Annotated in this window: 19 protein-coding genes; 18 read left to right on the forward strand and 1 reads right to left on the reverse strand. The window is 31.2% G+C overall.

Annotated elements, in window-relative coordinates:
* Window positions 1-53 precede the first annotated feature (53 nt).
* The 7 genes from AALI31_RS01510 (at window position 54) to glgP (ending at window position 8,599) form a co-directional block, all read left to right on the forward strand.
* Entirely contained in the window at window positions 54-176 is a 123-nt protein-coding gene (locus tag AALI31_RS01510; protein ID WP_489884758.1) for a hypothetical protein, read from the forward strand.
* A gap of 110 nt (window positions 177-286) precedes the next feature.
* Window positions 287-1,138 (forward strand): arginase family protein, encoded by an 852-nt coding sequence (locus AALI31_RS01515; protein ID WP_489884759.1) that lies wholly within the window; start codon window positions 287-289, stop codon window positions 1,136-1,138.
* Window positions 1,139-1,188: 50 nt separating this feature from the next.
* The gene (locus tag AALI31_RS01520) at window positions 1,189-1,632 is read left to right on the forward strand and encodes a hypothetical protein (protein ID WP_489884760.1); all 444 of its coding nucleotides are present in this window, start codon (window positions 1,189-1,191) and stop codon (window positions 1,630-1,632) included.
* Between the two features lie 224 nt (window positions 1,633-1,856).
* Window positions 1,857-2,732 carry a YitT family protein gene (locus AALI31_RS01525; RefSeq protein ID WP_489884761.1) on the forward strand — a complete coding sequence of 292 codons (876 nt, stop codon included), beginning with the start codon at window positions 1,857-1,859 and terminating at the stop codon, window positions 2,730-2,732.
* Window positions 2,733-2,992: 260 nt separating this feature from the next.
* Window positions 2,993-4,621, forward strand: a complete 1,629-nt coding sequence (locus AALI31_RS01530) for a glycoside hydrolase family 13 protein (protein WP_489884762.1) — start codon at window positions 2,993-2,995, stop codon at window positions 4,619-4,621.
* Window positions 4,622-4,740: 119 nt separating this feature from the next.
* Window positions 4,741-6,246 carry a 4-alpha-glucanotransferase gene (gene malQ / locus AALI31_RS01535; protein ID WP_489884763.1) on the forward strand — a complete coding sequence of 502 codons (1,506 nt, stop codon included), beginning with the start codon at window positions 4,741-4,743 and terminating at the stop codon, window positions 6,244-6,246.
* The gene (gene glgP / locus AALI31_RS01540; protein ID WP_489884780.1) at window positions 6,242-8,599 is read left to right on the forward strand and encodes a glycogen/starch/alpha-glucan family phosphorylase; all 2,358 of its coding nucleotides are present in this window, start codon (window positions 6,242-6,244) and stop codon (window positions 8,597-8,599) included. The genes malQ and glgP overlap by 5 nt, the downstream gene beginning before the upstream one ends.
* Here glgP and pulA read toward each other — a convergent pair.
* Complete coding sequence (gene pulA / locus AALI31_RS01545) at window positions 8,596-10,620, reverse strand: type I pullulanase (RefSeq protein WP_489884764.1); 2,025 nt, start codon at window positions 10,618-10,620, stop codon at window positions 8,596-8,598. The two genes, glgP and pulA, sit on opposite strands and share 4 nt — an antisense overlap.
* A 125-nt stretch (window positions 10,621-10,745) precedes the next feature.
* Here pulA and AALI31_RS01550 point away from each other — a divergent pair, with 125 nt between their 5' ends.
* The 11 genes from AALI31_RS01550 (at window position 10,746) to AALI31_RS01600 (ending at window position 23,118) form a co-directional block, all read left to right on the forward strand.
* Complete coding sequence (locus tag AALI31_RS01550; RefSeq protein WP_489884765.1) at window positions 10,746-12,743, forward strand: amylo-alpha-1,6-glucosidase; 1,998 nt, start codon at window positions 10,746-10,748, stop codon at window positions 12,741-12,743.
* A gap of 109 nt (window positions 12,744-12,852) precedes the next feature.
* Entirely contained in the window at window positions 12,853-14,166 is a 1,314-nt protein-coding gene (locus AALI31_RS01555) for a sugar ABC transporter substrate-binding protein (RefSeq protein WP_489884766.1), read from the forward strand.
* Between the two features lie 564 nt (window positions 14,167-14,730).
* The gene (locus tag AALI31_RS01560) at window positions 14,731-16,806 is read left to right on the forward strand and encodes a carbohydrate ABC transporter permease (protein WP_489884767.1); all 2,076 of its coding nucleotides are present in this window, start codon (window positions 14,731-14,733) and stop codon (window positions 16,804-16,806) included.
* Window positions 16,806-17,699, forward strand: a complete 894-nt coding sequence (locus tag AALI31_RS01565) for a sugar ABC transporter permease (RefSeq protein ID WP_489884768.1) — start codon at window positions 16,806-16,808, stop codon at window positions 17,697-17,699. Before AALI31_RS01560 ends, AALI31_RS01565 begins: the two co-directional genes overlap by 1 nt.
* A 10-nt stretch (window positions 17,700-17,709) precedes the next feature.
* Entirely contained in the window at window positions 17,710-18,795 is a 1,086-nt protein-coding gene (locus AALI31_RS01570; RefSeq protein WP_489884769.1) for an ABC transporter ATP-binding protein, read from the forward strand.
* Between the two features lie 214 nt (window positions 18,796-19,009).
* A complete protein-coding gene (locus AALI31_RS01575) occupies window positions 19,010-19,423 on the forward strand; it encodes an EamA family transporter (RefSeq protein WP_489884770.1) in 414 nt (137 codons plus the stop codon).
* 160 nt (window positions 19,424-19,583) lie between these two features.
* The gene (locus AALI31_RS01580; protein WP_489884771.1) at window positions 19,584-20,000 is read left to right on the forward strand and encodes a hypothetical protein; all 417 of its coding nucleotides are present in this window, start codon (window positions 19,584-19,586) and stop codon (window positions 19,998-20,000) included.
* Between the two features lie 404 nt (window positions 20,001-20,404).
* Complete coding sequence (locus AALI31_RS01585; protein WP_489884772.1) at window positions 20,405-20,611, forward strand: hypothetical protein; 207 nt, start codon at window positions 20,405-20,407, stop codon at window positions 20,609-20,611.
* 255 nt (window positions 20,612-20,866) lie between these two features.
* Window positions 20,867-21,748: a flagellin N-terminal helical domain-containing protein gene (locus tag AALI31_RS01590; protein WP_489884773.1), complete on the forward strand. Its 882-nt coding sequence runs from the start codon at window positions 20,867-20,869 to the stop codon at window positions 21,746-21,748.
* A gap of 121 nt (window positions 21,749-21,869) precedes the next feature.
* Window positions 21,870-22,073, forward strand: coding sequence for a hypothetical protein (locus AALI31_RS01595; protein ID WP_489884774.1), 204 nt, complete (start codon window positions 21,870-21,872; stop codon window positions 22,071-22,073).
* 553 nt (window positions 22,074-22,626) lie between these two features.
* Window positions 22,627-23,118, forward strand: coding sequence for a S1 family peptidase (locus AALI31_RS01600; RefSeq protein WP_489884781.1), 492 nt, complete (start codon window positions 22,627-22,629; stop codon window positions 23,116-23,118).
* The last annotated feature ends 1 nt before the right edge of the window (window position 23,119 follow it).

Here is a 23,119-nt window from a genome sequence, read left to right on the forward strand (position 1 = left end):
ATGGAATTGAATTTCCCCATTATCAAAATATGTTTTGGTAATGGGGTGTTTTTATGTTTTTGAATTTAGAGTTTTTAGTTTTGAGGATTTTAAATTTATGGATTTGGGATTTTGTGTTTATGGATAATCGGAAGATGGATTTAAGAACAATATTTAAATTGATACTGGATATTTAATATGATATAATTGGAGCTTGTTCAGATTTGTCAAAAGAGAATTTTGTAAATATTAGTTTTTTGTATCTCGAACAACGGAATTCAGAATTACTCTCGAGGTGAAATTGATTATGAAAATAATAAGATTACTTTATCCAGATTATTTAAGTGGGGGATTAGATACATATTATTTTGGAGCAGGGTTACTTCAATATATCTTACCACCAAACAGTACTCAACCACTCATTAAAGTTTCAATAACCCCACCTGATGGTAAACCGAAAGAGATAATTAATGGAATTAATGCGGAGAACGAAGTACTTTTTGGTATAGAGGATGCTCAAAGTAAGATAGAAAAAGAGAATCCAGATAAAATAATTACAATCGGAGGAACGTGTGTAGTATCGCTTGCTCCTTTTGATTATTTGCATGGAAAATATGAAAATATAGGGATCATATGGATTGATGCTCATCCAGATGTATCAACGGTAGGTGATGGATATCCTTTTGCTCATGCTATGGTATTGGGAAGTATGCTTGGACGTGGATCAGAATCTTTATCTTTGAAGATGAAGAATTCTAAATTTAAGCCAGATGAAGTTTTGTATGTTGGGCTTCAGAAACTTCACGATTATCAAGAGAAGTTTCTAAATGATACAGGTATAAATTATAGAATTCAGGATAAGGAGCTTATTACAGATAATGAGATCAAATCTTTTATAAAACGTTTTCGATATATTCTTGTTCATTTTGATGTGGATTCTCTTGATGAACGATTTTTTCATTCAACATATTTCACGAATTCTTCTCTCGTTGGGGACGGATCTGGTGGAGGAAAATTTACAATTGAAAGGATTTCAGATGTACTTCAGTTAATTGAAAAAGAGTCAGAGATTGTTGGTTTCACTATTGCTGAGTATCTTCCATTCGATGAGCATGGATTGCGAAAAACTTTTGAAAAGATGGCTTTGTTTACAAAATAATTAATTTAAGTTTTTTGGATATTTTAAAACAGCTAGGGGTGAGTTTGGTTATGGGAAATTCTATAAATGATAAATCTCAAATTTATAGGAAAACTAATGCGAATTCTTATAAAAGGAGTGAGGGAGATAACGTTTCTGAATTAAGAAAACAAGAAGAGATATATAATAGGAAGATTTTAAGACTTGAGGTCGTCATAGGTCTTTTATCTGCAATAAATTATTTAATTATTTTTCCTGTTGCTTGCTTTGCAATTCAGAATTTGGCATTAAGAATATTTTTGATTATGGTATCTTCTTTTATTTTTATTGTTGGCATCAGTATAGCACTTAAAATTGAACAGTCAGTTGGATATTATGAATGTCAGAGTTGCCGTAAGCGTTATGTGCCAAAATTGAAATCTGTTTATTTTGCAATTCATAAAGGTAGGACAAGATATATGAAATGTCCTTGTTGTGGGAAGCGTACTTTTCAAAAAAAGACTTTGAGTAAATGAATTTTCTTCTTAAATTTCAATGCATCATAGAATTTCTAAAATAATAAAAACTGAAAAAAGTAAATTCTCTAAATTGTAAAAAGGTAAAATCACAAAATCCTCAAGTCATAAAATTGCAAAAAAGAGTTTTGGAATTTATCCAAAGCTCTTTTTGTGTTTTTAAATGATAATTATTTTAATGGTGACTATATATCATTTATAATGTTAGTATAGGAGGTGATTGTATGGATACCGTGTTTAAACAAGTTAGATTTAAAAATATATTTATACTGACAGTTGCTGGGATAATAAATGCATTTGGTGTGGTTTTCTTCTTGTACCCAGTACAGCTTTATGATAGTGGAGTTTCGGGTATGTCCATGTTGCTTTCTCAGGTTGTACCTTATCCAATATCTTTATCTTTATTTTTAATAATTTTAAATTTGCCATTGTTTATTTATGGTCTGAAAAAACAAGGAAAAGTGTTTACTCTGTATTCGTGTTATGTTGTTGCTATCTATTCTTTGGTATCATATCTGGTAACCGATGTATTGCCCATTGATGTTTCTTTTGCATCTCCTTTAGCTGGTGAAGATTTGTTGTTGTGTGGATTATTTGGTGGAATTATTTCTGGAATTGGAAGTGGACTAGCTATACGTTCCGGAGGTGCTATGGATGGAATTGAGGTCATGGCAGTTATATTTTCTAAACGCTTGAACATAACTGTTGGAACTTTTTGTATGGTATACAATGTTTTTCTATACATTATTTGTGGATTCGTTTTGAAAAGTTGGATATTGCCGCTTTATTCGATTGTAACCTATGGAGCAGCTTTAAAGACAATTGATTTTGTAGTTGAGGGTATTGATAGAGCAAAGGCTGCTATTATAATAACTATTAAACCCGAAGAGATTATACATGAATTATCAAAAGAGTTTGAGACAGGAGCTACCAGAATAGAAGCTAGAGGTGGGTATTCCAATACCGATAAAACAGTTGTTTACTTTGTGATTAACCGTTTCCAAGTAACAAAGATGAAAGAAATTGTACATTACGTTGATCCCAAAGCTTATATAACTATAAACGAAGTTGTAGATGTGTTTCCTGGAAATCAAGATTAATAATTGTGTAATTTTGCGAATTTACGATTTTGTCATTTTGCCATTTTATGAATTTATGATTTTGGGATTTTGCGTTTTGAGTAAATACGATTTTGAAGGTTTATATTTTAAAAGTTAGAGGATGTAAATTTTTACATCTTTTTTTGTTTTAAAAATAAAAATAAGATTTAGAAAATTCTCAAAACTATTTTGGTGTTATGCAGTTTGTGATATGGTAAGATTGTGAGTGTTAAAAATTTGAATTAAGGGAGAGTTATTTTATGGATAGAAGATGGTGGCATAATTCAACTGTGTATCAAATTTATCCAAAAAGTTTTCTAGATACAAACGGCGACGGTATTGGTGATATAAATGGAATAATTTCCAAATTGGATTATTTGAAATTTATCGGTATAGACATTTTGTGGTTATCACCAATCTTCGAATCTCCTATGGACGATAACGGTTATGATATTTCCGATTACAGGAATATCTCAAAAGATTTTGGGACTATGGAAGATATGGAAAAATTAATATCAGAATGTAAATCTAGGAATTTAAAAATAATCATTGATTTGGTAGTGAACCACTCGTCGGATGAACATTTTTGGTTTAAGGAGTCTAGAAAATCTAAAGATAACTTTTATAGAGATTTTTATATATGGAGAAGTGCAAAAGAGGGAATTCCTAACGACGTGAAATCAGTTTTTGGAGGCTCGGCTTGGGAATATGACGGGCAGAGTGATGAGTATTATTTTCATTTGTTCTCGAGGAAGCAGCCAGATTTAAATTGGGACAATGAGAATGTAAGAAATGAAATTTTTTCCATGATGAATTTTTGGATAGATAAGGGTATAGATGGATTTAGAATGGATGTTATAGATCTAATAGGTAAAGACGTAGACAATAAACTCATTGGGAATACAGAGAAGACTCATAAATATCTAAAAGAAATGAATGAAAAAACTTTTGGCAAATATGATTTGTTTACTGTGGGTGAAACAGGAGGAGTTACAATTGAGAGAGCCAAACTTTTTGTAAATCCAGATAGGAGAGAGCTTCATACAGTATTTCAATTTGAACATGTTTCTTTGGATCAGCAAGAGGGAAAAAGCAAATGGGATCTTAGGGATTTGGATTTCGTAGATTTTAAAAAAGTCATGACTAAATGGCAAACGCATCTTGAAAAGAATGAATGGAATTCTATTTATTTTTGTAATCACGATCAGCCTAGAGCTATATCGAGATGGGGTAATGATTTGAATGAAGAGTTTAGAATTCTTAGTGGGAAAATGCTCGCTACCGTTTTGCATTTTATGAAAGGCATACCTTACGTTTATCAAGGAGAGGAAATAGGTATGACCAATGCGAATTTTCAAAATATAGCTCAGTACAGGGATATAGAAACTTTAAACATTTATAAAGAAAGAATCCAAAATGGATATAGTGAAAGTGATATAATGCTCTCCATAAAAACTAAAGGAAGAGATAACGCAAGAACGCCAATGCAGTGGGACGAAAGTCTAAATGGAGGTTTTACAAAAGGAGAACCTTGGATTGGCGTAAATGAAAATTATAAATATGTAAATGTGCAAAGAGCACTAGAGGATAGAACTTCTCTCATATATTACTATAAGAAATTAATCGAATTTAGGAAAACCAATGACACGATTGTTTATGGTGACTGTAAGCTGATTCTTGAAAATGATACTTCAATTTTTGCATACATTAGAGAGCATAATGGAGATAAGATAATTGTAGTTTGTAATTTTTATGATAGGGAAACTCGATTTGATTTTCAAGAAGTTACTCCATACGAGAAAATTATTTCAAATTATGATGATCAGTATTTTGAATTTAGGAATATAAAGCTGAAGCCTTATGAAAGTTTCGCTTATTACGTTAGGTAAGAATCATTTAGCCGTGCAAATTTTGCTCGGCTTTTTTCATTATTTAATTGACAGAGCAATTTGGGATTATTATAATTGAGCGTAAACGATAACAATAAAAAAGGAAATGATTTTAAATTATGGAAAGAAGCAGTGGAATCCTCATGCATATATCTTCCATTCCTTCTAATTATGGAATAGGAACTTTTGGGAAAGAAGCATATAAGTTTGTTGATTTCCTATGTGATAGTGGACAAAAGTATTGGCAGATATTGCCTATTGGTCATACTGGATATGGGAATTCACCTTATCAATGTTTCTCAGCTTTTGCAGGCAATCCATATTTTATCGATTTGGATTTTCTGATTGAGGAGAATTTGATTACTGAAGATGACGTTAGGTATATTTATGTTGAGAATGAACGAGTTATTGATTATTCGCAAATTTTTAATACGAGATTTCCTATATACAAAATTGCTTTTAGTAATTTTGTAAAAAATATTCAAAATAATAAGCATTATGATGAGGTTTTAAAGTTTTATGGTGAAAATAAATTTTGGCTTAATGACTATTCTCTTTTTATGGCATTAAAAGATTATTATAATGGGGATAGTTTTACCAATTGGGATAATGATATAAAGTTCAGGGAGCCTGAAGCTATTTCTTATTTTGAAAACAAGCTAGGTTATGATATAGATTTTTGGAAATTCATTCAATACAATTTCTTTAAACAGTGGAAGGCTCTTAAGGATTATGCAAATTCAAAAGGGATAAAAATTATAGGAGATATTCCGATTTATGTATCTGGAGATTCATGTGATGTTTGGTCAACTCCTAGATTATTTAAATTAAATCAAAATAGAGAACCTATTACAGTGTCAGGTTGTCCTCCTGATGACTTTTCGTCTACGGGTCAACTTTGGGGAAATCCAATTTATGATTGGAGTCATTTGGAATTGACGAATTACGATTGGTGGATTTGTAGAATTAGGGAAAGCCTAAAATTGTTTGATGTAGTTAGGATAGATCACTTTAGAGGATTTGAATCTTTCTGGGAGATCCCATACGAAAATTCAACGGCTGAATTTGGAAGATGGACAAAGGGTCCAGGAATAAAATTATTTAATAGAATTAAGGATACATTGAAAAATGTAAATATAATTGCTGAAGATTTAGGATACTTAACGGACGAAGTGATAAACTTAAGAATTCAAACTGGGTATCCGGGTATGAAGATTTTGCAATTTGGATTTAGCGATATAAACGGTAACGATCACACACCACATAATTATAGTAATAACTCTGTTGTTTATACAGGAACCCATGACAATGATACAATACGTGGTTGGATGGATGTAACAGGAAGTTTTGATGAGGTAAATCGCATGAAGAAATATTTTGGAATTACTTCTGATGATGACTTGAATTGGAAAGTTATAAGGGGAGCATGGTCAAGCGTTTGTAGCATTGCCATAACCACAATGCAAGATTTACTCGATTTGGGAAATGAGAGTAGAATGAATTATCCATCTAGGATTGACGGAAATTGGATTTGGCGTATGGGAAAAAATGATTTGACGAATTACTTGACTAAGAAATTACGAGATTTTACTGAACTATATGGAAGGTGTAGAGGAAATGATTGAGAAGAGTAAATTTATAAATTCTATTGATAGTTATTGTAAATCAAAATATGGAAAAAAGATTTGCGAAGCAAATGATTTGGAAATACTAAATACGCTATCTTCATTTGTAATGGAAGCTATTTATGACAATTGGAAATTGACTAATGAAAAATACAATAATACCAAAAAGGCATATTATTTTTCTGCCGAGTATTTAATGGGACGAGCTCTTGGAAACAATTTGATAAATCTTGGTATATACGATGAGATAAATGAGATATTGAGTGAACTTAATATTGATTTAGCATCAGTGGAAGATAAAGAATGTGATGCAGGACTTGGGAATGGTGGACTTGGAAGACTTGCTGCTTGCTTTTTAGATTCTGCGTCTACCATGAAATTACCAGTGTATGGGTATGGAATAAGATACAAGAATGGATTATTCTCTCAAAGGCTAATTAATGGAGAACAAGTTGAGTATGTCGATGAGTGGCTAAAGAGTGGAGAGCTTTTTTCCATACGTAGAGATGACTTAAGTGTCGAAGTTGAATTTGAAGATTTTAATGTTATTGCTGTTCCATATGATTTCCCAATAATTTCTTATAAGGATAAAAATATAAATACGCTTAGACTGTGGAGGGCTGAGCCTGTTGAGGAGTTTGATTTTAATCTTTTTAACGATCAGATGTACCATGATGCTATGAGAGAAAATATAAAAGTACAAAATATATCGAGGGTTCTTTATCCTAATGATTCTATGGATGAGGGTAAAATGCTAAGATTAAGACAGCAGTACTTTATGGTCTCAGCATCACTTAAGGATATTATACGAACTCATATCGAGATTCATGGAAGTAACTTTGATAAATTTCATGATTTTCATGTAGTACAGCTTAATGATACTCATCCTGCTCTTGCTATTCCGGAGTTTATAAGAATTATGGTGGATGATTATGGACTTGAGTTTTCGAAATCCATAAATATTGCTGGAAAGATTTTTGCTTATACGAATCACACCATTCTGAGAGAAGCACTTGAGGTTTGGGATTTGAAATTTATCGAAAGAGTATCGAGGCGTATTTCTGAAATTATCAAAATGATAGATGAGTATTGTCTTGAGAGGGTTTCTAAAAAAATCGATGATAAAAATAAGATTTTAAATTTTAAGATAATTAAAGATGGATTTGTTCATATGGCTAATATGGCAATTCATATTGGGTTTTGTGTAAATGGTGTGGCAGAACTTCACACAAATATTTTAAAGGATATTGAGCTTAAGGATTGGAATGAATTATATCCTGGTAAATTCCAAAATAAGACTAATGGAATTACCCCAAGAAGATGGCTTAAGCTTTGCAATAGAGAATTGTCTGATTTTATAACAAGTCTTTTGGGAAATGAAGATTGGATTAAAGATTTGAAGCTCTTGAAGGGGTTAGAAAAATTTTGTGATGATAAAGATGTTCTCAACAAATTCATAGATATTAAACTTTTGAAGAAAAAACAGTTGGTTAACTATATTAAAAGCACACAAGGTGATAAGGTAAATCCATATGCAATTTTTGATGTTCAAGTAAAGAGGATGCACGAATATAAAAGACAATTTATGAATGCCCTTTATATCTTAGATTTATATTATTCGATTAAAGATGGGAGCATTGAAGATATTCCAAACGTGAATTTTATATTTGGAGCTAAGGCTTTCCCAGGATATGCAAGAGCAAAAGCTATAATAAAGTTTATTTTTAGAATAAAAGAATTGATAGATTCAGACGATGGTGTTAGGGATAAGATAAATGTGATTTTCATGGAAAACTATGGAGTATCTTGTGCTGAGAAGCTATTTCCTGCCGCAGATGTTAGTAAACAGATTTCGACTGCTGGTAAAGAAGCATCTGGTACTAGTAACATGAAGTTTATGTTAAATGGATCCATCACTCTAGGAACTTACGATGGAGCCAATGTTGAAATAGTCAGAGAGGGAGGAGAGGATAACAATATTATATTTGGTCTTAAGGTAGAGGATATAGAGAGTATGAAATCTTCATATGATTCTAAGAATTACTATAATAACAATCCTAATCTTAAAAGAGTTGTAGACTCTCTCATTGATGGTACTTTTGATGATGGAGGCACAGGGGAATTTAGGGATTTATATAATTCACTCATCGAGCAAGGAGATCAATATTTTCTACTTGCAGATTTTGATGAATTCAAAAAGGCAAGCCTCAAAGTTTTTGAAATCTATAAAGATAAATATAGATGGGCGAAAATGTGTTTAATGAATATTGCGAATTCAGGAATTTTTTCAAGTGATAGGACAATTAGCGAATATGCAAATGACATATGGCAAATTGAAAAGGTCTGTATTTAATACAGACCTTTTTTCGCATTAAAGCTTTTTTCATCTACAATTATGAAATGTGATTTTGGGGTTAAGTTTAATTTTCCATTATCTATATGGGATAATTCTTCAATACCAGAAAGATATTTGTCTACGACGATTACCCAGTTTTTTTCATATAGATTTACGATTATGTTCTCATTTCCAGAATTGAAAAATACACCGATGTTTTTCCAATTGTCTAATTTATAATTTTTAATAAAATATCCAACACAATTTGGATTATTCATTTCTACAAACTCAAGATGAGAATTTATCAATTCGTTTGAAGGAATTCGAAAAGCAGGATGAAGTCTTCTTAGTTTAATTAAATTTTTATAATAAGTGAAGAGATCTTTGTGTAAACTCTTATCATTCCAGTTTATCATGTTTATTGAATCGGAGAGATTGTATGTGTTATGAAAAATTTTTCCATTTGAATCTCGTTTCTTTCTTAAAAATTCTTCGCCTCCATGTATGAAAGAGATTCCTTGAGATGTTAGAATTAATGTTATTGCCATTTTGTTCATTGATATAAGATCGATTTCCGGTAAACCTTTATTGCACATTTCGAGTCTATCAAATAAGGTTTCGTCATCATGACACGATTCGTAATTTATACATTGAGAAGGTTCGCTTGTCCACGGATCTGATATAAATGAATAATCTATTTGTCTGTGAAATCCAGATGCTACAATGCCAAACTTTATATTGTTGTTAAAATCTCCTATATTTGAAACGAATCCACCAAGTTTTTTATTTGATATAGGACCTCTTATGGAATCTCTCATATCATCTGAGAACATTGCTATATTGCTTGAGAGATACTTAGCATTTGATTTTACGGAAGAGGAGTTTATATCAAGAGGTGATTTTCCAGGAATCCATCCTTCACCATATAAAAGTATAGATGGGTTTATACATCTTAGGGTTTTTTCAATTTCGTTCATTGTTCTAATGTCCATGAGTCCCATTAAGTCAAATCTAAATCCATCTATGTGAAATTCCTTTGTGAGATAAACCAAAGAATCCAATATCATTTTCCTTACCATCAATCTTTCCGAGGCAATTTCATTTCCACATCCTGATCCATTTGTAAAATTACCTTTTTCATCACATCTATGATAATATTTCGGAACGCATTTATTTAAATAGCTATTTTCGTTATAGTGAGTGTGGTTGTAGACAACATCCATTATGAATCCTATGTTTTCATTGTGAAGAGATTGTATAAGCCGTTTGAACTCAGTTATCCTCACACTTCCATCAAATGGGTTAGTCGAATATGAGCCTTCCAAACAATTATAATTTAACGGATCGTATCCCCAATTGAAAATATCAGAATTAATATTTTCTTCGTCTATAGATGCAAAATCAAAAACAGGAAGTACCTGTACGTGGGTTATTCCAAGTTCTTTTAAATGAGAAATTCCCGTAGAATCTCCAAAAGAGTTTTTTGTATCTTTCTCTGTGAATGATAGGAATTTTCCTTTATATTTCATTCCAGAGTTTTCGCATACTGAAAAATCTCGAATGTGAATTTCGTAAATGATAGCATCAGTTTTATTTTCAAGATAAACGAATTTATCGTTATCCCAGTTTTCAGGATTCGTTTTTGACAAATCTATGATAAGCCCACGTTTTCCATTAACACCAACAGCTTTTGCATATGGATCTACGATCTCGTAAGATTTTCCGAAATTATAAATTACAAAGGTATAATAAAGCCCTTCTAAGTTTTCATCAATTGTGATTGAGAATATTCCATTTTCCTCTTTGTTCATTTCGTAGGATGAAATTGAGTCACTACCATTTCCAGTTTTGTACAAATTCAAAATGACTTTCGATGAAACTGGTGCCCACAATTTAAAGATTGTGGAAAAATTTTTCAATGTAACTCCAAGATCATTTTTATCGTAATTGTAAGATTCTTCGAAAAAATTTGAATCATAGGTTTTATTTTTGAGTATTTCCTCAAAAGAGAAATTCTTAATATCGAAAACCTTTGACATAAAATCACCACCATAGCTAAAGTTTATTAAGAATTGCAAACGTTAAAAATAATAATTATTTTAAATTTAATATAGTATTTTAATCAAGAGGTTATTTCAATTTAAAATATTATGGAGATGATTTTATGAAATATTGTTTTGGCAGAAGCTATTTTCGAAATATAGATCAGGGAATAGAACGAGAATGGATTTTAGGAAATGGACTTGGAGGATATGCATCTTCAACAATTATTGGAGCAAGTGCTCGATCTCATCACAATTACTTGAACGTTTCTTTAAATTATCCTGTAGACAGATTCTCAATTCTATCGAAGACAAATGAAATATTGGAATTTGAAGATGAGGTTTTTGACTTATCGTCTCAGACTTATGTCAATTATAATAAAAATGGACAAGAGTATTTAAATAGATTCATATTGGACGAGAGTGTTCCAACTTATGAATACGGTGTGAGAGATATTATATTTAAGAAGACGATTTGTATGGAGTATGGGAAAAATACGGTTGTGGTTTGTTATGATATCAAAAATGGAAATTATAAATTGAAGGTGAGAATCATTCCGCTATTTACAGCAAAGGTCTTGGGAGGGAGTTGTGAGAGAAGTGAGCTATTATTTGAGACTTGTTTAAGCGAACATGAAAGAATCCTAACATTGAATCACAATAAATTTGACATAAAGTTCTTTTCGTCCGATGGAGAATTTTATGATAGAAAAAATATAAAAACCTCTTTAGCTACTCCAAATTTTTTGATTGAGGAAAATGTTTTATACAATATCGACAATAGAAATGGATTCCTTGGTCTCGATAATTTTTTCACTCCGTATGAGGTAAACATACATATTAACCCTTATGAAAATAGGAAATTTTATATTAAGTGCACTGTAGAAGATCTAGATTTTAAAAATGGATTTGATATTGTAAAGGATTACAAAAATAGAATTAGCGAAATTTATAGAAATGTACAAATCAAGGATGAGTTTGTAGAAAAATTAGTACATGCTGGAGATCATTTTATTGTTAAAAGAAATTCTACAAACTTAAAAACTGTTTTAGCTGGATTCCCTTGGTTTACAGATTGGGGAAGAGATACAATGATTGCATTTCACGGTCTTACACTTTGCACTAAGAGGTTTGAAGATGCGAGAGAAATTTTAGAGTCCTTTGCCAGATATGAAAAGAATGGGCTTATACCTAATGTTTTTCCAGATAAAAGTACTGATGCGGCTGTATATAATACTGTCGATGCTTCTCTTTGGTATTTTTATGCTGTGGATCAGTATTTAAAATACACAGGAGATTTTGATTTTGTAAAATGCGAAATATATCCAGTGCTTGAACGGATAATTGAGAATTATATAAATGGAACATACTTTTCTATAAAAATGGAAGAAGATAGTTTAATTTCTGCTGGAAGTGATTTAGATCAAGTGACATGGATGGATGTTAGAGTTGGTGATTTTGTAATTACACCACGGCACGGAAAGCCTGTTGAGATAAATGCTTTATGGTACAATGCCATCAAGGTTATGGAGAATTTGAGTTATAGATTTTCGAAAAATGGTAACGAGTACGAAAAGTTAAGTCGTAGAGTTAAAGAATCATTTAATAATAAATTTTGGAATGATGAGCAAAAATGTTTGAAAGATGTTGTTGATGAGGATGATTTAAGTATTAGACCAAATCAAATTTGGGCTGTGTTTCTTCCATATACAATGTTATCAAAGCAACGAGCTATGGAAGTGGTTAACAAAGTTCATGCTGAGCTTTATACACCCTATGGATTAAGGAGTTTATCATATAAAGATCATAGATATAGAAGCAAATATATTGGGAAATTAATTGATAGAGATTTGGCTTATCATATGGGAACAGTTTGGGGATTTTTGATTGGAGGATTTATAACATCTTATTGTAAGGTAAATGATTATAAAGAGGATATCATTGATAGTGCAAAAGAGATGTGTGAAATTTTCTTAGACAATTTAAATGATGGTTGTATAAATGGTGTTGCAGAAATTTTTGATGGAGATTTTCCCTGTACATCTAGAGGGTGTTTTACGCAGGCTTGGAGTGTTGGAGAAATACTTAGAGTATATGTTTGTGATTTATTAAGATTGTAAAAATTAATAGTTTAAAATTTTAAACTTAAAATTGACAGCACTTGAGAAAAGGTTTACAATATATGTGTAAACAATTTAGTTTTTAACTGTTATGGAGGGGTATTTGGAAATGAAAAAAGTGTTAAAATTGTTATCTTTAGTAATGACAGGTGTGTTCACCGTTGGGTGTACAAGTAGTACCAACACATCTACACAAGGTGATAATTCACAAAGTACAAAGGAGATTAGCATAACAGTACAAGCTGAAAAAGAATGGATAGATTATTATCAGAGAGCTGCTGAAAGAGTGAAAAATAAACTTCCAAATGCAGATATAAAAATAATAGAAGTAGGGGCATTTAGCAACCTAGATAATATAGATTCTACAGATGTGAGTAATCCAGATGTACCAGATGTGTATTCAATTCCAGCTGATAGAGTTGGTTCTATGTACAAAAATGATTTTTTAACTCCACTTGATGCTGAAACTATGGCTAGAGAAATAGGTGGATGGGAAGATTTTAAAAATGGACTTGCAGCTAGTTTTAAAATGGATGGAGATTATTACGCTTTCCCTATGAACATAGAGACACTTGTAGTTTTTGCTAATTCAATCAATGCTCAATCGAGGGGGATAGATTTAAATTCGGAAATAGAATTTACTGATCTTTCACATGATGATATGCTTGTCGTTCTATGGGATTTATGGTATGCGGTTGCATTTATGAATTCTGTGGATTTGAATTTATTGTCAAAAGGAAATGATGGTAGTCTTCAATCTGATTTAACCAAAGATTTTTCTGAATTGACAGAAGAGCAAAAGAATTTATTCGTGGCATTATTTAATTATTGGAGGAGTCATGAAGATTCAAAAACTGATATGTGGGATAAGAGTGCTTCTTGGAGCTATGTTGATAGTAAATTTTCAGCAAGTAGTTCTTTGCGTTTAGAGGGACCTTGGTCTACGCAAACATTAAGTGAATTAATAGGTGATAGTGATCAATTGGTAGTCAAGCCTATAAGCGATATAGTTGTTAACGGTAAGCAATTAGAACATTGGAAAAGTGGTTGGGGATTAGCGGTTAATCCTCGTATTGAAAATAATAAAGATGCTATGCAGGTTGCAATTGAAATGATTAAAGAGCTTATTAATCCCAAATATGCTACGGATTTGTTTAAAGTTTCTGGTAAAGTTTTAGAGAATGTGACTGAAGATGCGTATTTGAAATCAGATTTAAGTGATATAGATAAAGAAACAATATCGGCTGTATTAAAATCGTATGAAAGTTCATCTTCTCGTCCAACATTTGATGAATGGTCTAATGTTTGGCCGACGTGGGAAAATGCTATACTTTCATGGTCGTCAGTTAAGCCGAGTACAGCACAGGAGGCATATGAAACATTGCAGGCTGCGTTTAAATCTATGATGAGTAATTTTAAATAAATCAGATAAATAATTAATTTGATTTAGTTATGCATGTTTTGTTGTATAAGCAAGAAGGTTATTATTTATCTTCTTGCTTTTTGGTTTTATAAATAAATTTGTTAGGATGATTTATGTGTGTTATAGAGTATCATTTTCCAAAAAGTGTTTTTATTTAATTCTCTTTATTCATTCATTTGTAATATTTTTTGAGTGTTTAGAAAGTATAGTTGTAATTAAAAGTTTTGCTGAATTATATAATTTAGTAGATGAGGCTGTATTAAAGCAAGATATTAAAGGGTTTTTAATAACTCAATTTATTTATTTTTTTATTAAGATTATCCCTATGGTGATATTAGGTGTATATACATATGTATCATTTCTAAAAAAATATATAAACAAATTATTTGTGTATTTATTCTTTATGTGCATTTCAATTATATTTATCAATAGTTTATTGCAAGGTTCGGTTTCTCTAGTCTTATATTACCCAAAACTTATAGGATACTTAATGCTTATTGTTATATTAATAAAGTTGTTTATGTCATTTAACAAAAAACTACAGAAGGAGTGTAAAATTTAATAATGAGATATGATGAATTTTTGTACGACGATGTTGGCTGTAGACATGAAAGAAAAAATTTATTTATAAGAGAATACTTATTTTTAAAAGATAATATTGATGATAACGATTATAAAAATCGGTTAAAAGATCTTATAAGAAATAGAAGCAATCATCATTATATTAAAAAGTTAGAAGAGTATATAAGAAATGAGAAAAACTTTAAAAATGATTTAAAGATTAAAAAAAGAAAATATAAGCTGTCTTTAAATGAAATTGAGGATATTAGAGTTAAAAAATATAAGTTATCGTTGTTCGAGGCTGAGTGTAAGGAAAATTTCTATAAAGATTATGTTGAATTGACATATGATGCTGAATTGAAATATGAAGACTCCAAAATTGTTAAGGTTCAAGTTAATGACATTATAGAATTTTTAGAAAGGTCATCATTAGAAATAGCAAAATTGAAAGACAAGTTATTGAAAATAAGTTTGAGTGATGATAGAAATATTGAACTGAAACGATTTAAGGGATATAGGTATAAGGTAAACAACGAGATGCAAAATGAGCTTAGGACTTTGAAGGATAAATACAAGAGGAAGTTAATATCCAAGGAAGCTTTGCTAAGTGAAAAGATAGGGTTGAAAATTAAATACAGATACAACATTGATACTGCAAGATGTAAAGTTTTACGTAATTTATTTAAGGAATTAATAAAGCAAAAACAGTATGATACTAAATATATACATAAGCAGAAAGTACGTTCTATGTTAGAAGATAGGATAAGTTTGAAAAGAAGTGTGCCTTGTGAAAATGAAAATAGGAAAATTCCAAATGCCTATATAGGGTTATTGTTTCCGGGATTTGCACAGTTATTAAATCGTCAATATGTAAAATCTATTTTGTTTTTTATCGGCACACTGTATATATATTGCATAGCTATTCCTTATGCTATTGGATTTGGAAATTATCAAGGACAGGGATTGTTGGTTTTTTTTACATTAGCAGAGGGTGGACCGAGGATTCATAAATCAAACATTTACATGATTGAAGGAATTTTAGCTTTAATATTTATAATTTTTGCAATGTTTATAATTATCCTTGCCTTTAAGGATTCATTAAATGTTGAAAAAGAGGAAATGAGGGGAATACGAAAGAAATCATGGTACGAAACAAAGAATGCTATTTTTGATAAAGGATTTCCATATTTAATATCGTTGCCATCATTGGTTGTAATAACTTTCATCATAATAGTTCCTATCGCTACTTCAGTACTTTTGTCATTTACAAATATGAATCCTGAGCATCAAGCTAAATTCAATTGGATAGGATTTTCAAATTATTTAAATATAATCAGGGGAAGTGGACTTGCTGGTTCGGTATTTTGGAATATATTAGGTTGGACATTAATTTGGACTACTGTTGCAACTACACTTTCTATATTTGTAGGATTTACTTTGGCATTAATTGTTAACAATGATAGAATGAAATTCAAAAAAATTTTTAGGACAATATTTCTTCTGCCTTGGGCGGTTCCAGCTTTTATAACTATTATGTTTTTCTCAATAATGCTTTCTAGAGAGGGGATATTGACTCAGCTTATAAACAATTTAACTGGATTGTCTTTAGATATAAAGAATAACACTTTACAAAGTAGAGTGGCGATTATTCTATTACAGACGTGGCTAGGGAGTTCTTACGTATTTTTGTTATCTACTGGAGTTTTGCAATCTATATCAGGGGACTTATATGAGGCATCTGAAATCGATGGAGCTTCCTATTGGCAAAAAATGAAAAAGATTACTTTACCGATTGTCCTGCATCAAACAGCACCACTTTTAATAGGGCAATATATATTTAATTTTAATAATTTTTCGTTGATCTATTTATTTAATGGTGGAGGTCCATTTAATCCTAAGGTTTACGGTAATTTAGCAGGGTCAACAGATTTGTTAATTTCCTATATATACAAGCTTACTATAGATAATCAGCAGCAAGCTATAGGTGCAGCTATAAGTGTGTTTATATCATTAGGTCTTATGGTAGTTGCCTATATAGGATTTAAGAATTCTAGAGCTTTTAAAGAGGAGAAAATTTAATGAATCATAATAGGAAAAAACAAATGTTAAATCTATCTGATAAACAACCTCTAACCAATATGGGAAAAATTGGTATAGGATTTGGGTATTTAGTTTTATCTTTATGGAGTAGTATCATTATTTGGCCTCTTGTACAAATGATATTGGCTTCATTCAATGGGAGTAATGTGAAATATATAGGAATAAATGGCGAATTTAATTTTTCTATGAAGCACTTTGTGTATTTATTTACGGAAACTGATTACTTAAAATGGGTAAATAATACATTACTTATAGCATTTTCAACAGTTATAATAACTTTGGTGTTTGTATCTCTTACAGGATTTGCATATTCGAGATATAGGTTTAAGGGCAAGAAGGTTTCTTTGATGTCAATAATGCTAATTCAATCTATACCCAGTTTTGTTGGGATAGTTGCATATTTTACAATGCATTCTATAATCTCATCAATTAATCCATATTTTACACGTCAAATGATGTTAATTCTCATATATTCTGCCGGAGGCATTGCGGGAAATACGATTATATTAAAAGGATATCTTGATTCTATCTCTACGGAGCTTGATGATGCTGCCAGAATTGATGGATGTTCACCTATAAAAGTTTACAGTATAATTATAATGCCAATAGCTAAACCCATGCTCTCAGTGATTGCATTATGGTCTTTTATAACTCCATTCATTGATTATCTTCTTCCAAAGGTATTGTTAACGAGTTCTGAATCCTATACGTTAGCTGCAGGACTTTATACCCTTATAAATGATCAAAGGACAATGAATGAACCTGCATTTGCAGCTGGAGGTCTTCTAATAGCTATTCCAATAGTTATTCTATTTGCATTTTTACAAAAACAATTAGTATCAGGTCTCGCTAAAGGTTCAGTTAAAGGTTGAGGGGGTTAACATGAAAGTTCTGTTAAAAAATTTAGGCAAGAAGTATGAAGGAAGAGAGAATTTTACAATACGAAATATAAATTTAGAAATAGAAGATAAAGATTTTTGTGTAATCTTAGGACCGTCTGGCTGTGGTAAGACCACACTCTTAAGAATGATCGCTGGTCTTAACTCAATAACGGAAGGCGAGCTTGTTTTTGGAGACAGAGTGATGAATACTATTCCACCAAAAGATAGGGATATTGCAATGGTTTTTCAGTCCTATGCATTGTATCCTCATATGACTGTTTATGATAATATGGCGTTTTCTCTTTCGATTAGGAAACAACCAAAAAAGATTATCAATGAACGTGTTATGGAGGCGGCTAAGATACTGCAAATAGAAGACTATTTAGGGTCAAAGCCATCTGATATTTCTGGGGGTCAACGTCAACGTGTAGCATTAGGTAGAGCAATTGTAAGAAATCCTGGAGTATTTTTGATGGACGAGCCTTTATCTAATTTGGATGCTAAGCTTCGTGAACATATGAGAGTTGAGCTTGTTCGAATACACAAATCTCTCAATACAACTTCCATTTATGTTACACATGATCAAACAGAGGCTATGACTATGGCTACAAAAATAGTTCTAATGAATGATTGTAAAATTCAACAAGTCGGAAAACCTGATGATTTTTATTCAAAACCTGAGAATATTTTTGTTGCTAAGTTTATCGGTTCTCCCACGATGAATATTTTTGATGGTATGATCAAGAATGGAAGATTTATTTTTGGTAATGAAAATATTGAAATTGTTCTCTCAAATGAGGATTTTCAAAAAGTTAAAGAATACGAAGGGATGAAGGTTAATTTAGGAGTGAGGTCTGAGAGGTTTATATTAAATGGTTTTTATGAAAATAGTTTTGATTGTAAAATTGATATAATTGAATCGTTAGGAAAGGAAAAAATAATACACGGTAAGCTACCTAATGGTACAGATATAATTGTGTCGTCGCCTGGTCATTCTGATTACGAATCTAATTCTGAAGTTAAATTTGCATTTGATAAAAATGCATTGCACTTCTTTGACTCCGTTACTAGTAAGAGAATAAATTGAATGTTTTTTGAAAATGTCATAAGTTATTTATGGCATTTTTATTTTTTATAATTTATCATTACAATGTTGCGTTTAATCATTTTATGATTTTGGGATTTAGAATTTAGCATTTTGGATTTTTGAAATTGAGGAAAGATAAAAATCTTTATTTGGGTTTTGGATATGTGTTTTAATTAGAAACGACATTAAGTTTAATAAGAGGAGAGGAAATAAAATGTGGTTTATATTTGCTTTGCTATCTGCGATTTTTTCAGCACTCACATCTATATTTGCAAAAATGGGAATAGGAGATGTAAATACAAATTTAGTGATAGCCATTAGGACAACGGTTGTTTTAATTATGTCATGGGCAATTATATTTTTAAATAATGTCCAAGATAAGATGGGAAGCATAACCAAAAATAATTGGATATTTTTAATATTGTCAGGATTGGCAACGGGTATATCTTGGTTTTTCTATTATAAGGCTCTAAAGTTAGGCGAAGTTTCTAGGGTTGTTACAATTGACAAATTAAGTATAGTTATAACTTTAATTATGGCATTTGTATTTTTGCATGAGCAGTTTACGTTTAAGGCATTGATAGGATGTGTATTTATAACGTTAGGAACTTTATTTATGGTGCTTTGATCATTGTTATATAAAATATATAAAATTAACAATGAAAGAATACGGAAAGGACATAATTTTGACATAAATAGAAACTATAATGTAAACATAAATTCAATATAAGTGAATTTAGGATAGATGGACATTAAAATTTGATTTAAGTTTAGGAGGTATTTTAGATATGAAAAAGAGTTTAGTTAAAAAGATAGCGGGTATAGCATTAGGTGCAGCAGTAGTTGCAGGGGTAGCTGGACTTGGAGGTAATATGACTGCTAAAGCAAATTCTGATTCAACAGTAAGTGATAGTGTGAGGGTTGAGGATAGTGATGATGTAACATCTTGGTCATCAGAAGAGATAGATAGTTACTATGATGGATTAAGAGCTAAGTTCGATGGTTTATCCTTTGCTGAACAAAAAGCAGGTGTGATTGATATTTTAGAATATTCGATAACTGGGTATACAAGAGAAGAAGGAGAGTCATCAGATATAGTATCTGAGTGCAAGAGAATGTTAGCTGAAGTTAAGGGAATAACAACAGCTGATGAGTTAGTGAGACTTGTTGATGCAGATCCTACTCTATTGAATTTCTTAATGTAAGACTTAAAGTCAATTATAGTTGAATGAAAGGTATTTAGGTAGTTTTACTTGAATGCCTTTCGTTTTTGTATTTTAGTCAATTCGTTTAAATAAATGATGATAAAAGAATTACAAAAAAGATAAAAAAATGATGCAAATAGGATCTATAATGAGAAGGTGTAAATGAAGTTTGGAAAAAACAATTTGTTAAAATAGAATATGGGGGTATTTGTATATGAAAAAGGGTCTAACTAAAAAGGTAGCAGCAGTTGCAGCAGGTGTAGTTATAGTAGTAGGAGCATTTACTGCGGGATTTACAACTGTATCAAATTTTAGCATCAGAAGAAGATAGTTGTTACTCTAGGAGTATTTTACAAAGTCAAATAGATAAGCTTTATGGAGAGCTAAGAGATAAGTTTATAGCTTTGTCATTTGAGAATCAGCAATCGGGATTAATTGATTTTTTAGAGGAATTGATGGACGAATTTAGAAATGAAATGGGTTTTATAGGTTCGATTGGAATGGTAAATAAATGTAAGCAGATGATTTCTACAGTTAAATCAGCAAAGTCGAGTAGCGAATTGCTAAAACTTGTAGATGAAGAGCCTACTTTATTAAATTTTATAACTTAAAGTAAAAGGACAAAGTCCTTTTACTTTTGTAGATTTGGATTTTTGTGGTACAAATAATAATAATCAGTTTATAAAGAATTGGTAGAAAGTTTAAGAGAATTTGGAGTAGATGAGAAAGAGATTAGAGTCAAGGTAATTAGTAAGTATGGATTGAGAGAAGAAGAGTTAGATAAATATTTAAAATAGGAATAAGGTATGTGGGAGTTGCTAAGGAATGACTTAGCGGCTTTTTGTTTTTGTAGGAGGTGTGATGTGATGGTAGAAAGATGTATGGATGAAGATAGGGAATTGATAAATCAGGAATTTATGCAATTGAAGAGTGAGATAGATAGGATAGCGAATGATACGGAATTTAATGGTAACAAGGTATTGAATGGGAATATATCAGGGAAGGAGTATGAGGTAAAACAAGGAACTAATACTAATACTGCTGGTATAACTAATGATAATTTAAAAGCAATATTTGCAGGTACAGGAGAAGAGTTATTGAAATTAGGGGAGGGGACGTTTGAATTCAAGTTAACACACGCTGCTCAAGGAGATGCAGTAACGATTGAATTATTTGACAATTCAGAGTTTAATGGAGGAAAGAAATATTTATTAGATAGTTTCACATTAGATACTCCTAAAGCTGATGAGACATTTGAGTTAGGAGGAATAACGTTAAATTTAAAGGACTTGGATTCAAAGATAGATACAGGAAAGAGTGGAGGGTTTACCTTCAGCAACGAAGTTAAGGTAGAAGAAGAAGGTATAAGATTACAAGTAGGAGCGAATAGGGAGCAAATGATAGGATTGAGTGTGGGGAACATGAGGAGCAGGGAGTTAGGGCTAGGAGGAATAGATGTGATAGGAGTAGGGAATGCGGAGGAAGCGATAGAGAGGATAGATGAAGCGATATCGAGGGTATCTAGTCAGAGGGCGGATTTAGGAGCGGCACAGAACAGATTGGAGCATACGATAGCATCTACAGATAATACACCTGAAGAATCTATAAGATATGTGGGAGACAAACTATACAGGGATGAATTAGATAAAAATGAAATCTTGTATATTTTTTGGTTGATATATTTTCAATTGGGGTATTGTTTGAGGAATGAATACAAGTTTGAGAAGTTAATTAAATATGGACTATAGTTACCTGAAGGTTTTAGGAGAAATCATAAGTATAGTATATGGAGATATGATAAGATTAAGAAACTTTTTATAAAAGAATACAAAAAAGATAAAGTTTTGATATAAATATCGATTATAATCTATGTATAGATTTAATTATACGGGTAGCTTCATTTTAGATTTTGTATTTTATAAAATTTATATTGACAGAATTGAAGAAATTATAATTATTTTAGAGGAGATTATAAAAATGAAAAAAAACGTAATAGGATTGGCACTAGGAGCAGTGTTGTTTGTTGGGGGAGCTTCTTTAGGAGGTAATGCTGTTTTAGGACTTCAGCTATAGAAAATGTAAGTATCGTAAGCTCTGTAGTTGCTGATGAAGTAAAGATTGTTGATGGAACAAATTTGGCAAGTGCAGATAGATATATGGATGAGTTTAGTAAATTGGATAAAGTAACTAAGGTGAAGGCATCTAAGTTTACAGGGGAGCTTAAAGTTGTATAATTAAGTTTGTTTTAGATTCTATACGATTTAGTTTTGTTAAGGAGGGCTTCGAGGTTTCTCGAGGCTCTCCTTTTCCTTTTTTGTAAGTTTATAATGAGACATATTTGGAAATTACTAATCAGGCATTTTAAAAATGTGGAAGTCACAGAGGTTTATTTTTAAATATAAATATGTTAAAATATTGGACAAGAGTTTTTAATAATAAGGGAGAGCTTTATAAAAAAGAATACTATCATTACGTGCGTAGTAATTTTAGCAGTTGTAATTTTAGGCATTGTGTTTTTCAATAATCAGAATTCTGGGAAAAACAATAATCTTACAACTCAGACACCATCTACGGTATAAATGGTGAGATAAGAGATGTAGTAGGTAGTGATTATCAATCAATTGTTATTTATCAAAATGCTGAGAAGGATTATGCGACAGGATTTGTTGTAAGTCAAAATAAGATATTGACGGTTAACAGCATTGCAAGTGGTTTTAGAGAGGGAGATGGATCGGTTGTTCGAGTGAGAGACAAAGATGGACAGCTTGTAGATTTTGAAGTTAGAAATGTTGCGAAGGATACTAGTGAGGAAGGCAGAGATGATGTAGTGGTTGTCGAAGTTTATCCGACTAGCGATGGAAGAAATCTTAGAGATGTTGCCAAAGTTTTGGAATTTGATACTGAAATTAGTACAAGGACTTCTAATAAGGCTGGAGATTTTGTGTATTTGGCTGGGTACTCAGATGACAAAGAATACGGAACTATGTGGCGTATTGAAGGTAAGATCAGTAAGATTTCTGAATATGATATTACCTTAAATGTTTCAAGTGGATATTTAAAGCTATCTTTAGGAAGTCCTATTTTTAATAAAGATGGGAAGGTTATTGCTATATTCTAAA

The organism is Anisomitus miae (SeqCode), from assembly GCF_054906395.1.